This window comes from Paenibacillus sp. CCS19 (assembly GCF_033239625.1).
Taxonomy (GTDB): Bacteria; Bacillota; Bacilli; order Paenibacillales; family Paenibacillaceae; genus Paenibacillus_T.
This window is the reverse complement of record NZ_BTCK01000081.1, coordinates 1-12,796: the sequence shown is the minus strand read 5'-3', so window position 1 is coordinate 12,796 and position 12,796 is coordinate 1. Positions and strand designations below refer to the sequence as shown.

10 protein-coding genes are annotated in these 12,796 nt (G+C 50.0%); 4 read left to right on the top strand and 6 right to left on the bottom strand.

What is annotated here, in order from left to right:
- Positions 1-171 precede the first annotated feature (171 nt).
- From SBI19_RS28905 to SBI19_RS28895, 3 genes are read right to left on the bottom strand one after another with little or no spacing between them, the layout of a single operon-like run.
- Positions 172-1,968 (bottom strand): PAS domain S-box protein, encoded by a 1,797-nt coding sequence (locus SBI19_RS28905; RefSeq protein ID WP_317972994.1) that lies wholly within the window; start codon positions 1,966-1,968, stop codon positions 172-174.
- Positions 1,940-2,809, bottom strand: a complete 870-nt coding sequence (locus SBI19_RS28900) for a CheR family methyltransferase (RefSeq protein WP_317972993.1) — start codon at positions 2,807-2,809, stop codon at positions 1,940-1,942. The genes SBI19_RS28905 and SBI19_RS28900 overlap by 29 nt, the downstream gene beginning before the upstream one ends.
- 14 nt (positions 2,810-2,823) lie before the next feature.
- A complete protein-coding gene (locus SBI19_RS28895) occupies positions 2,824-5,541 on the bottom strand; it encodes a response regulator (RefSeq protein ID WP_317972992.1) in 2,718 nt (905 codons plus the stop codon).
- 301 nt (positions 5,542-5,842) lie between these two features.
- Between SBI19_RS28895 and SBI19_RS28890 the strand changes: the two genes are divergently transcribed.
- The 3 genes from SBI19_RS28890 to infC all read left to right on the top strand — a co-directional run bounded on the left by SBI19_RS28890 (position 5,843) and on the right by infC (position 9,217).
- Positions 5,843-7,309 (top strand): circularly permuted type 2 ATP-grasp protein, encoded by a 1,467-nt coding sequence (locus SBI19_RS28890; RefSeq protein ID WP_317972991.1) that lies wholly within the window; start codon positions 5,843-5,845, stop codon positions 7,307-7,309.
- A 25-nt stretch (positions 7,310-7,334) separates the two neighbouring features.
- A complete protein-coding gene (locus tag SBI19_RS28885; protein WP_317972990.1) occupies positions 7,335-8,306 on the top strand; it encodes an alpha-E domain-containing protein in 972 nt (323 codons plus the stop codon).
- A gap of 413 nt (positions 8,307-8,719) precedes the next feature.
- Positions 8,720-9,217: a translation initiation factor IF-3 gene (gene infC, locus SBI19_RS28880; RefSeq protein ID WP_317972989.1), complete on the top strand. Its 498-nt coding sequence runs from the start codon at positions 8,720-8,722 to the stop codon at positions 9,215-9,217.
- Here infC and SBI19_RS28875 read toward each other — a convergent pair.
- The 3 genes from SBI19_RS28875 to SBI19_RS28865 all read right to left on the bottom strand — a co-directional run bounded on the left by SBI19_RS28875 (position 9,201) and on the right by SBI19_RS28865 (position 11,004).
- Complete coding sequence (locus SBI19_RS28875) at positions 9,201-9,482, bottom strand: hypothetical protein (RefSeq protein WP_317972988.1); 282 nt, start codon at positions 9,480-9,482, stop codon at positions 9,201-9,203. The genes infC and SBI19_RS28875 overlap by 17 nt on opposite strands.
- Before the next feature lie 146 nt (positions 9,483-9,628).
- On the bottom strand, positions 9,629-10,234 hold the full coding sequence (locus tag SBI19_RS28870; RefSeq protein WP_317972987.1) for a DJ-1/PfpI family protein: 606 nt from the start codon (positions 10,232-10,234) through the stop codon (positions 9,629-9,631).
- A gap of 131 nt (positions 10,235-10,365) precedes the next feature.
- Positions 10,366-11,004 (bottom strand): TetR/AcrR family transcriptional regulator, encoded by a 639-nt coding sequence (locus tag SBI19_RS28865; RefSeq protein ID WP_317972986.1) that lies wholly within the window; start codon positions 11,002-11,004, stop codon positions 10,366-10,368.
- Between the two features lie 207 nt (positions 11,005-11,211).
- Between SBI19_RS28865 and SBI19_RS28860 the strand changes: the two genes are divergently transcribed.
- Positions 11,212-12,678, top strand: coding sequence for a DHA2 family efflux MFS transporter permease subunit (locus SBI19_RS28860; protein WP_317972985.1), 1,467 nt, complete (start codon positions 11,212-11,214; stop codon positions 12,676-12,678).
- The last annotated feature ends 118 nt before the right edge of the window (positions 12,679-12,796 follow it).

Sequence of the window (12,796 nt, the reverse complement as noted above, 5' to 3'; positions counted from 1 at the left end):
GCTTGGTAGAGCACCTGGTTTGGGACCAGGGGGTCGCATGTTCAAATCGTGTCATCCCGACCAGTATGAACATAAACGGACTTGTCTGTTACATAATAAAAACAAAAGCCTTTCGCTCTGATGCGAAAGGCTTTTGTTTTTGTACTTATTAGTATTTGAATTGAGAAAAGCCTAGAACATCAATGAACGCTGTTTAAAGTGGATGGCGAATACCGTTCCTTGATCATCGGAATGAACATGAATCTTCGCATCGTGACGTGCGGCTACACCGTAGCAGACGGATAGTCCTAGGCCTGTGCCGTTTAATTTGGTGCTGAAAAAAGGTGTACCTAGTTTGTCGAGCAGTTCGTCCCTAATGCCTGAACCTTGATCGATGACCTCAAGAACAACCTCATCATTAAGGGTGAATGTTCGGATCGTTAGCGTCCCCCCTTCATGCATCGCGTCAAAGCCATTAATGGATAAGTTGAGCAGCAGCTGTCGAATCTCTTTCTCATCGAGGTGTAAGGACGGGCATGGCGCAAGGTCGAGCTGAATCGCGTGGTTCGTGCACAGCGCTTTGGATTGGATGAGAGGAAAGAGTGTCTCGATGATGCGATTGAGCGGTTGCAGCTTGCGATTCGTCGTATTCGTATTCGCGACAGACAGAAATTCCGATACAAGACTGTGTGCACGGTCCAGCTCTTCGATCATAATGGACGTCTGCTCATCTGAATAGTTCTTGGATAACTGCAGGTAGCCTCTAACGGTTGTCATTGGATTGCGAATTTCGTGGACGATGCCAGCAGCCATTTTGCCCGTTAGATTAAGTCGATCTAATCGGACCATCTCTTGCTCAATATGCAGCCGTTCGGTTATGTCGGTGATGATCGTAAGCACACAGGGTTCATTATGTAGATCAATATGCTCCGTAGACATGATACCTTCCCGAAGCTCGCCAGACTTGGTCATGAAGCTGATTCGAATGCTGCGCAGTGGATAATAATCGCCTTTGATCGGATCTGTCGCTGCTATCTTGTGATCGTCATTAATGACGTATTGAAGCACATCTCCAGGTCGATTCATAACCTCCTCTATGCTGTACCCCGTAGCCTTCAGAAAGCTCTCATTGACGTTCAGGTAAGTATTGTCCCGAAGTGAGCGTACTACAATTAACGACGGTGCCGCGTCGAAGATACGTCGGTAACGTTCTTCCTCCATAAGCTTCCGCTGCGTTACGTCTCTGATCGAGCATACATAGATTTGTTCACTCTCTACCTTCGCTTCCCCAATCTGAATATCAACAGGGAACAGGCTTCCGTCATAGCGGACTGCGGCGGTTTCAATAATACGTTGCATTTGATTCGCTGAATCAGCCATATAATCCATGATTGCAGGAACCAGCACTTCAACATGCCTGCCGATCAATTGCTCGGGCGGGTATCCGAACATTTGCTTCGCGGCTCGATTAATATTCATAATCGTTCCTGCTGCGTTCATCGTAATAATGGAGTCAATCGAAGTGTCGCCAATGACGCTGAGCAGCTCATTCTGCAGCTTGATTTGTTCCTGGTACTGATGCATGCGGACAACGGCTTCAATCTTCATCTTCAGCGTCTCAGGATGGAACGGCTTGAAAATATAGTCGATCGCACCAACAGAATATCCCTGCTTGACGTTCTCAGCCGCCTGGCTGATGGCTGTCACGAACAAAATTGGTACATGCTTCGATTTCTCCCTTGATTTGATCAGTCGTGCAGTCTCGAACCCGTTCATCCCCGGCATCTGGACGTCGAGAAGGATAACGGTAAAATTAACGGACAACACGTGGCGAAGCGCCTCAAGGCCGGAGTTGGCTGTGTATAACCGATACCGTGGGTTATCGAGAAGCGCTTCGAGCGCGATGATGTTCTCCTGCCTGTCGTCGACGATAAGCACGTTAATTTGGCTTGGCGTGCCGTTATTTAATTTTTCGATATAGCTTTTCATTGGCATCCATCTCCTTATATAAAGCGCTGTGGCTCGTAAAAGCGATATTCTCTTTATGTCCGAGTCCGAGAAATCCAGATAAGCATAAGCTTTCGTGGAACAAGGTATAAACGCGGGTCTGCAGAGTCGTGTTGAAATAGATCATCACATTGCGGCAAATGATAACGTGGAACTCGTTAAACGATTGATCGACGGCCAAATTATGCTGAGCGAACACGATGTTGTCCGCTAGATACGGGAGCAAGATTGCACGGTCATGTTCGATCCTGTAGTAATCGCTCAGCGATTTACGTCCTCCTGCTTGCATATAGTTATCGTTATAGGCTTGCAGCTTGTCGATTGCGATAGAGCGTTGCTTGGCCTCTTCGATAACGTCAGCGTTCATATCTGTTGCATAATAACGCGTCTTATGATGGAGACCTTCCTCATGCATAAGGATGGCCATCGAATAAACCTCTTCACCTGTTGAACAACCGGCATGCCAGATCCGTATGCAAGCATAGTCTTGTAGTAGTGGTACAATATTCGTTCGAAACGAATGAAAAAAGCTCGGATCGCGGAACATCTCGGTAACGGTGATTGAGAAATCAGCAATGAGTCGTTTCATAGCGCTCCGGTCATGAAGAATTTGCTCCTGGAGGCCGGATATGGTCGACAGCTTCTCCGCATGAATTCGGTGCCAGATGCGCCGACGAATGGATGGGAGTACATAATTACGGAAGTCGAATCCGTAATGCCGATAGAGCGCTTCAAGGAGCAGCTCGATCTCGAGCTGCTCCAAAGGATCGATCTCTTCACGGTATGCGGTTGTTGTTCGGTCACCAAATAGTTTAGGACTCATCGTCTGTTCCCTGCCTATCTATTCAACCAAACCTGTAGGATCGAGCAGAGCTGATCCATGTTAACAGGTTTGCTTATATAATCGGATGCTCCGGCCTCTATGCAATGATCTCGATCGTCTTTCATTGCCTTCGCTGTTAATGCAATAATCGGCAGCAAGCGATATTCGGGTATAAGACGAATCGTGCGGATCGCTTCATATCCGTCCATCTCGGGAAGCATCATATCCATCAAAACAATATCGATGGCCGAATGGTGCTGGAGTGTCAGAAGCCCTTCAACGCCATTCTCTGCAAATCGAACCTTCATTCCCCTGCTTTCAAGAGCCGTTGTAATGGCGAAAATACTGCGCATATCGTCATCAACGATTAATGCAGTTTTGCCATCGAATGTAGGGTTTACGATCCTTGGCTCAGTCGCCGATTCGTTGCTATCTTCTTGCGGGCGTATCCCGCTCGCCACATCATCGGACGCTGCGGCGGCCTCTTCCATAAGAAGAGATGTCTCAGGACCAAGACAAGGGGAGCTGTCGCCTCCAGGCAGTACTAGAGTGAAGGTGCTGCCTTGACCTTCCACGCTGTCCACGATAATGGTCCCGTTGAGCAGCTTAGCCATATTCCGGCTGATCGAGAGACCTAATCCAGTCCCCCCATACTTGCGGCTTGTCGAGCCGTCTGCCTGTTGGAAGGCTTGGAAGATGAAGTTGTGCTTGTTGCGGGGGATGCCAATACCTGTGTCTATGATGGAGAAAGCGATCGCTGTTTCATCTAGCCTGGAACCTTCAGCTTCTCCCAAATGGCTCAGCATCGTTTGATCGACGGGATGGATACGAAGCATGACATGCCCGTGAGACGTGAATTTGAATGCATTGGACAGCAGGTTCTTCATAATTTGGAGCAGTCGCTGTTCATCTGTATACAGCATAGAAGGCAGTCGAGCATCCATCTCAGTCCGAAACAGGAGACCTTTCTGGCGGGCAATCGGGATGAATTGCTGCTCGACGAAATCGCAAACCGAATCCAGCTTGATCTCATCGCAATGAAGCTGTATCGTCCCTGATTCAACCTTGGATAAGTCAAGCACATCGTTTATTAAACGGAGCAGATCATTCCCGGATTGATAGATCGTGCTTGCATACTTCTGCTGACTCGGAGATAGGTTTCCCTCCGTGTTGTTCGCGAGTATCTCGGATAGGATAAGCAGACTATTAAGCGGTGTTCGGAGCTCATGCGACATGTTCGCTAGAAACTCTGATTTGTATTGGGAGCTGAGGGCCAGTTGACCTGCTTTCTCTTCCAATTCTAGCTTCGTGGCCTCTAACTCCTTCGTCTTCAGCTCAGAATGATGATATTGGTCCTCCAGCTTTTCGTTAATGCCCTTCAGCGCCTCCTGCTGAAGCTGCAGCTCCTCCGTTAACGATTGCGAATCATGCAGCAGTCTCTCGATCTGCATCCGTCCAGCGATGCTGTTGATCGTAATACCGAGACGGCTCAATACTTCATGCAATAGGGCTTGTTGGATCGGACTGAAGTCCGCCAGAGAAGCAAGTTCGATAACAGCAACCACTTGTCCTTCAAAATTAACGGGGATGATCATTAGACTCGCAGGAGCCGTCATTCCCGTACCGGAGGTGATTGTTATGTAGTAATCCGGGATATCAGTCACGATAATCGTTCGGTTATCCGCAGCCGCCTGCCCGACAAGTCCCCTGCCGAACGCAAAGCCAGCTTCACCGATGCTACGTTCGTTATAAGCATAAGCGGCCAGCTTACGTAGGGATTGTCCTCCATGATCCTCGCGGATATAGAATACGCCATAGCTGGCGCCTACGATCGGCGTAATTGCCGTAATAAGCTGCTGCGCAAGCTTCTCAAGATCATGAATGCCTTGGCACATCGTAACGAGCTTCGCGATGTTGGTCTCCAGCCAGGTTGTGTCTCGTTCTTGCGCTGAATAATGATCTAGAGCAGAGGCCATGTTGTTGAAGGAAAGGGCGATGGCACCTATTTCGTCCTGCGTACGAACTTCAATGCGCGGTAATCCAGCAGATGCAATGAACCCAGGCGTGATGCTGGCAATAAACTTTGTAATTCGTGAAAGGCTCCTCGTAATATGCCGCGAAATCATCCAACCGATGACTAGCGTTAATATAAATGCTAACAGACTCACTGCTCGTATGGTGCTGTTCGCCCAATTGACGGTATTGGTATTCTGCTTGACGCCATTATCGAGCAGTAGTTGTTGATGCTCTGAGATTGAAGCTGCCAGAGGACCTAACTGCAAGCCTAGCGGAAGCACCTCCGTCTTGAACAAGTCAAGAGCGGCCCCTTTATCATGATCCTCTCTGTAGTGGTTAAGCATTCGTTCATAACGTAGTTGGAACTTTCGGTTCAATTGGATGAGCTGGGCAGCTAATTGCCGGCTCTTATGTTCGGTTAAGAGCAAGTCGGTCTTGGATACGAGGGTATTAAGCTCGTTATTGGCTGTTTGCAGCCCGCGTAGAAAAGAGGCGTCATCGGTCAGCAAATAGCCGCGCAGATCGTTCGTCTGCTGCAGCACTAGCACCTGTATATCTCTCGTATTGGTGACAATAGCGACTTGCTGTTGGATGAGATCGGTATAGGAGGTATTCAGCTTCTTCATATAGTGAAAGGAGACAATGCCCGCGAATGCAACGAAGACAGCTACGAATAGAAAAGTACCGAGCAACTTAGTCCCAATCGTCAGCTTCATAGGCGTCCTCCTAGTTAACAACGATTAGATAGAAGGAATAAGAGAAAGAAATAGAATGAAATGGGAGAATCGCTCTTATTCTATGTTACCTCTATCTTATGACTTTGTCATTTAACCTAACATGAAGAAGATTAAGAATGGAATGATCGAAACAAGATTGTCACAAAATTGTCACAATTACCATAGGTCATTTCGACATACTCCTATAGTCGGCCTATCCTATACTTAACACATGTTTCAAGTGTGATGAAACATTACGCTTGATAAGGCGAGTTGAAACGAAATTAGGAGGGTAACCGTCATGGCTATGCTGATGATGAAGCGCAAGCACTTGTTTGCCGATTATGGCAGTTCTGTATTCTATGATGAAATGTTTGATCAGCATGGTAAGGTCCGGTCGCCATACGGAACGATGATGAAAGTGTTAACCAGGATGGGAATTGACGAGCTCGTGACACGCAATGCCGTCATGCAGTCCGAAATGGTAACACAAGGCATTACGTTCACTTTATATAGCGATACCCCCGAAGACTCGTCCCTTGAGCGTACGATCCCGTTTGATATGATTCCGCGAATCATTACGAGTGAGGAATGGCAGTCGCTTGAAGAGGGACTGAAGCAGCGGGTGCAGGCGTTGAACGCATTCATCTACGATATCTATCATGAGCAGAACATTATTAAAGACGGCCTTATTCCGCGTCAGATGATTATAGATAACCCGTATTATTTGCCTGCCATGATAGGTCTGAACGTTCCGAATAACACGTATATCCCGCTCTCTGGCATCGATATTATTCGAGGCGACTCCGGTGAGTATTATGTGCTGGAAGACAACTTGAGGACGCCATCCGGCTTGTCATACGTGTACAAGAACCGTGCGCTGATGACGAATCTGTTCCCGGAACTCTATTTCGAGCATCGTGTGCGAAGCATTGGTCGAGGACTTGATGCGCTGCTCCGGAGTCTGCGAGCGCTGGCCCCAGGCGGCAAGCCGAATCCGCTTGTCGTACTGCTGACGCCGGGCATTCACAATTCCGCCTATTATGATCATACCTTCCTTGCCCAAGAGATGGGAATTGATCTGGTGGAGGGCAGAGATTTGACGGTCATCGACAAGAAGGTTTATATGCATAGCATGCAAGGCTTGCGTCAGGTTGATGTTATATATCGCCGAATTGATGATGAATACTTGGACCCGGAAGCATTCCTCCCTGACTCCGTGCTGGGCGTCCCAGGGCTGATGGAAGCGTATTGCGCAGGGAATGTAGCGCTAGCGAATGCACCAGGAACAGGCATTGCCGACGATAAGGCGATCTATGCTTATGTGCCGGATATGATCCGGTATTATTTGCGCGAAGAGCCGATCTTAAGCAATGTGCCGACATATATTCTGGACAGACCGCATGAACGTGAATATGTGCTCAGCCGCTTGTCCGAGATGGTCGTGAAGGAGCGCTGCTTATCTGGCGGTTACGGCATGCTGATCGGACCATCGGCAACGGAAGAAGAGCTCAAGGCGTTCGCAGAAAACATTAACCTTCATCCCGAACGCTACATCGCTCAACCGACGATGAAGCTGTCATGCAGCCCATCTTTGAATCAAATGGAGGTTGCTCCCCGGCATATCGATCTGCGGGCATTCGTCTTCATGGGGCAGGAAACCCATGTTGTCGCCGGCGGATTAACTAGGGTCGCATTGAAGGAAGGATCGCTCATCGTCAACTCTTCGCAAGGCGGAGGAACGAAAGATACTTGGGTTCTAGAGTAGGAAAACAGAACGGGGGTGATGGAATATGATGAATCGATATGCTGAATTGTTATATTGGGCGGGACGTTACGTAGAACGGGCAGGAAATCATGCAAGGCTGATCGATATTAATTATCATATGCGTCATGAGCTGTACGGGCAGCAGGACCGTGAATATGTATGGGAGCGGCTTGTAGAATCAACGGGCAGCGTGGCAAGGTTCGAAGAGTTGTACTCGAACATAAACGCCGGCACGAATGAGCTGACGGTGCTGCATTTTCTAACGTTCGAGCGTTCGAACAATAACTCCATCTTTAATTGCGTGCAGCAGGCGAGGAATAACCTTCGTACGCTGCGGCAGCTTGTGCCGGCGGAGATTTGGGAAGTCATTAACGCCTTCTACCTGTGGCTGAAGGATCAGAATGTATCGCAAGTCATGCTGCAGGCGCCTCATCTGTTCTATCAGCGGGTGAGGGAGTGGGCCACCCTGTTCAGCGGAGCTGTAGACGCTTCAATGGTTCGTGAGCAGGAGTGGGATTTCATTCAAACAGGCAAATTCGTGGAGCGGGTAGACAATACGCTGCGTATCGTCAATACGGTGCATCAGCAGATTAGACGAGAGTCGGACTCCGAGTCCGATCAGTATAATCGTACGGCAGCACTCTTGAAGTCGGTTGGCGGATTCGAAGCGTTCCGCAGGCAATATGCTGCGAATATTTCGTTCGAATACGTGCTTAATTTCATGTTGCAGAGCAGCAGTTTCCCGCATTCGGTTCAATATTCGCTCGATACGCTGGTCGGTCATATTAATCAGATCGGACTGCCTAATCGTGATTATGAGGCGCTCGATGAACGGGTCAGCGATCTAGTGGACGCGATGAAGTCGGTTATCGGACCGATCCGCAGCGGTCATGTCCGTGTGGAGGATGCGGCGCTCAGTCACCTCGTTTACTTATCCAACCAGCTCGGAGGGGCAGTATCGACGGCCTTTTTTCAAAATGTCCACGTTGGAGCATAAGCCGTCATACAGCGTTACATCCCAGCAATGAAAGGGCAGGGGCGCAGTGAATGAATAGGCTCACAGCTACTCGCGAAAGCGGGCGGCCTGTGAGCCTTCGTCTTGTGATCTGGCGTTGATTAACTGGCATGCATGCGGTATGATCGTTAGAGTTACTTGTTGCTGTTACGTAATACAGCAGGATGAGAGAGGGGGCGGGATACCATGGGAGTACCAGCAGGCGTATGGATTTCGGCGGCTGTCATTCTGGTTGCGATTACATGGATTACGTTGTGGGTTACGAAGAAAGCTTATTCGCGCAAATGGGACGAGCCTGATCAATAATAATGCGTCATGCAGCCGCTGCTTGTGCAGCGGTTTTTATATAGGGATTGCGGCCTGTGCATTCGCTGGAAGAAGGAGAGAGAACGACGATGAGTTTAATTATGAACGAGAAAATCAAAGCGAAGGAGCTCGACCTGACGGGGTTGGACGGGGAGCCGATCGGTGTTGTATCGCGCGATGAGGCGCTTGCGATGGCGAAACGGCTGAAGGTGGATCTGGTCTGCACGTCATTGATGAGCAGCCCGCCGCCATGCAAGCTGGTCGCTCGGGGAGACGCGAAGAAGGAGCAATCGCAGCAGCAGCGCGAGGAGCGGCTGCAGGACCGGCCTGCCAAGGAAAAGGAGCTGCGGCTGTCTGCGCATATTGAGGAGCATGACTACGATACGAAGCGGCGTCAAGCAGAGAAGCTGCTGGCGGCAGGCAATCCGGTATTGCTCGTCGTAAAGCTGCAGGGCAAGCAGGAGCAGGTACCTGCGAAGGAACTGCTCGAGCGGCTGCTGGCAGACCTGAAGCCATTCGGATCGAAGGCGACAGGTATTCAAATGAGCGGCAAACAGGCGGCAGTCCGCGTTAATCCTGCAGGCTGAGGCGCGGAATCGGCGTGCTGCTTCGAGCGGCAGCAACGCGGCCATCACGTTGGGAAGCACTGCTGCGATGCGCGACCTTTTTATACACGAGAGGAAGTACGATGCTTCCGGCAATGGCAAGGGGCTCGACGAATACGAGCTTCTTGAGAGCGATCTTAAGTGCGTAATAGAAAGTCGTGCTGCCTATAATATCGACAGCGATAAATTCACGGATGGCGGAAATGGGTACGACTACGATGATGATTTCCCGACTAATGCGAGACAAGCGGCATTCCTCCTTCAAATCGAACAACGTTATGACTTTATGCTTGTAAAGCATTGTCCTATGAGAAGGAATTGACTGAATCGATAACTTGCTGCAAATATGAAGAGCACTGCTCATTCGAGCAGTGCTCTTGCTGTATGGATCAATTAAATGGCGGATGACGTTTCTTGCGATCTGTCCTGCGATGCCTCGTTATTGCGCACCGCTTTCAGAAACTCGCGCATGAAGCCCGGCAGATCCGGCCAAGCATGTCCGGAGACGATGTTGCCGTCCACATAAAGCGTCTCTTCTGGATAGATAGCGCCCAGACGTTCAACTTCAAGGCGGCAGGCGTTATAAGCGGAAATCGTACGGCCTTGGAAGAGGGTGTTGTCATTGAGCGCGAGGAATACTTGCGCACCGTGGCAGATGGCGCCGACAGGCTTGTCTTCTTCGAGAAAATGACGAACGATTCGCGGCAGATCCTTATCGTTGCGAATAAATTCAGGCGCTCGACCACCTGGAATAATAATGCCTGCATATTCCGCAGGATCAACGTCTGCGAAGGCAATGTCTGCTGCCAGACGGTGTGCAGGCTTCTCCGTGTAAGTGTCCCAGCCTTCAATGAAATCGTGACAAACCGTGTTCAATACTTTCTTCTGCGGAGCAGCGATGACCGGTTCATATCCTTCTTCGGCAACCCGGAATACAGGGTAGTACACCTCGAGCACTTCTGCAGCGTCGCCTGTCAGAATCAGGATTTTTCTCGACATGATATCACTCCTCTGGGAATAGTTTACTTCAACTATTCCATTATCAACTGATGCCATAAGAGCGTCAATGAATCAGCAGGAGGAGGGCGGAGGTCCCGTTGCAGGGGCTGCAAATGTCGAACTTAGTCACCTCATACGTCTAACGCAGCTTTATCAAATGAATGAAATAGCGGGCGAATCAACGTGCGAATGAGTTGATCGATAATATCGTCTGTCGTATATCCATACTGGTCGCTCAGATGCTGCAGCGTATGCGGCGCAAGCGCAGCAATCATAATATGTGCCGTGAACGTGGGCTCGAAGGATACGGTCTGACCGCTGTCCAACGCTTCCTTCAACAGGCTGGCGAGCGTGCCGTGCAAATATAAGTAAGGCTGCGAACAGAAAAACTGCTGCGCATCTGCGTTCAGGCAGCGGGATTGGACAAGCGAGACATGAATCGCCTTCAGCAGCGAAGCCTCGTTATGCGTGAACATAATAATGCGGCGGAACACTGCGATCAATCGCTCTAATACAGGCGCATCGGTAAGCCGTTCGAGCTGTCCATCGATCTCTGCGCGAAGTCGGCTGAATTGATCGTCAATAAGCTCGAGACACAGATCGCCCTTCTGCGCATAGCGGCGGTACATCGTAGCTTGGCCGACGCCTGCTGTCTTGGCAATCTGGTGCATGCTGACGGTGTCAACGCCATGCTGAGTGAACAAATCGCGCGCCGTTTCCAAGATCAGCTCGGTCAGTTGTTGAGCATCTTTTCGCTTTGGCGTCACCATCGTTCATTCTCCTCCCTTGGGTCACATTGACAAACGGACAATTGTCCGCTATCATTCTGAATGAAGTATTAAGCGGACAATTGTCCGCACTCTTCGTTAAGTTTTTCTGAAGCTCCTTGCCAACTGTCAGGTTTTAATGGTTTCATTGTAACCCGATTGTCGTCAACAGGTCAAATTTCAGAACTAGAGAAAAAAGGAGTGGAGTCAATGGCAAGTGCAACACAAAGCAAGGCAGATCAACCGATCACAGCAATACTCGCCCCGCTGCTCGCTATTATTGTCGGCATGTTCATGGTCATTCTTGACGGTACCGCAATGAACGTCGCGCTTCCGGGTCTCGTGATGGATTTCGAATCGTCGCTTAGCACGGTGCAGTGGACGGTCATGGGTTACGCGCTCGCGCAGGCTGCGGTTATTCCGCTGGCCGGCTGGTTGTCGGACCGTTTTGGCGCAAAAAATATTTTCCTCATCTCTGTTTTCCTGTTCACGGTTGGTTCCGGTCTCTGCGCACTGGCAGGTTCGATTGAACAGCTTATCGCTTATCGTATCATTCAAGGTATCGGCGGCGGCATGGTTGCTCCGATCGCGATGGCATTCACATACCGTCTGGCGCCTCCGGGTAAAGTCGGCGCTGTCATGGGTATGATCGGTATCCCGATGCTCCTCGCGCCAGCACTTGGCCCGATTGTTGGCGGCTGGCTGATCGAAGATGCTTCGTGGCACTGGATTTTCTTGATTAACCTGCCGATCGGCGTTATCGCTGTTCTGATCGGTCTGAAGACATTGCCGGCGATTGACCGCCAGCAAGTTCCTACGCTCGACTTCCTTGGCATGGTCTTCGGACCGCTTGCATTCGCAGCACTCGCTTATGGCCTGTCCGAAGGCGGTACTTCGTGGACGTCGGCCAAGACGCTGACAGGCATTATCGTTGGCGGCGTATCGCTCATCATCTTCATTATTGTTGAGCTTAATCGCAAACAACCGCTGCTTGAGCTTCGCGTATTCCGTTCGGGCAACTTCACCAAAGGGATTATCGTGCAATGGGTATCGCAAGTTGCGCTCTTCGGTACGATGTTCCTCATTCCTCTTCTGCTTCAACAATCGCACGGCTATGGCGCGCTGAAGACGGGCGTCTTGATGCTGCCGATGGCAATCGCATCGACGATCTTCATGCCGCTTGGCGGTAAGCTGTTCGATAAAATAGGCGCTCGCCCGCTCGTTGTTGCTGGTATGCTCATGGTATCAATTGCAGCTTTCTTGCTGACAGGCATTGATGCTGACGCAAGCCAATACGAATACATTCTTCCGCTTGGCATGCTCGGAGCGGGTATGGGCTTGTCGATGATGCCATTGAATACACATATTATTCAAGCCTCGCCTGCGCACCTCGTAGGTCGTGTCACGTCGCTTACGGCTGCGCTCCAACAAGTCGTTACGTCGTTCGCGATTGCGATTCTGACGACGATTCTGATGAACAAGGTCGGCGATTACAATCCACAATACAATCCGATGACGGATCCGATCCCTGTGGATGCATTCTCTGATACGTTCGCGATTCTCATCTGGGTTGGCGCTGCCGGCGTTCTGATCGGCTTCCTGCTCAGCCGTCCGAAGCCGCAAGAAGGCGCGACGGGTGAAGGCGTAGAGAAACCAGTTATGATGGTTAATCACTAATAGAGGAAGTTCAATAATTGTTACTGAATGTTAATAGCAAAGCCCCCGCGACAATCTGGTCAAGACCCTAATTAATGGACAGTAAGAAAAACCCCTACTTCGCAAGCTGGCTCTGGTA

What these genes read in the sequence shown, in the direction of transcription:
- SBI19_RS28905 (WP_317972994.1), bottom strand. Translation starts at nt 1,968, where the DNA reads ATGAAAAGCTATATCGAAAAATTAAATAACGGCACGCCAAGCCAAATT.
- SBI19_RS28900 (WP_317972993.1), bottom strand. Translation starts at nt 2,809, where the DNA reads ATGAGTCCTAAACTATTTGGTGACCGAACAACAACCGCATACCGTGAA.
- SBI19_RS28895 (WP_317972992.1), bottom strand. Translation starts at nt 5,541, where the DNA reads ATGAAGCTGACGATTGGGACTAAGTTGCTCGGTACTTTTCTATTCGTA.
- SBI19_RS28890 (WP_317972991.1), top strand. Translation starts at nt 5,843, where the DNA reads ATGGCTATGCTGATGATGAAGCGCAAGCACTTGTTTGCCGATTATGGC.
- SBI19_RS28885 (WP_317972990.1), top strand. Translation starts at nt 7,335, where the DNA reads ATGATGAATCGATATGCTGAATTGTTATATTGGGCGGGACGTTACGTA.
- infC (WP_317972989.1), top strand. Translation starts at nt 8,720, where the DNA reads ATGAGTTTAATTATGAACGAGAAAATCAAAGCGAAGGAGCTCGACCTG.
- SBI19_RS28870 (WP_317972987.1), bottom strand. Translation starts at nt 10,234, where the DNA reads ATGTCGAGAAAAATCCTGATTCTGACAGGCGACGCTGCAGAAGTGCTC.
- SBI19_RS28865 (WP_317972986.1), bottom strand. Translation starts at nt 11,004, where the DNA reads ATGGTGACGCCAAAGCGAAAAGATGCTCAACAACTGACCGAGCTGATC.
- SBI19_RS28860 (WP_317972985.1), top strand. Translation starts at nt 11,212, where the DNA reads ATGGCAAGTGCAACACAAAGCAAGGCAGATCAACCGATCACAGCAATA.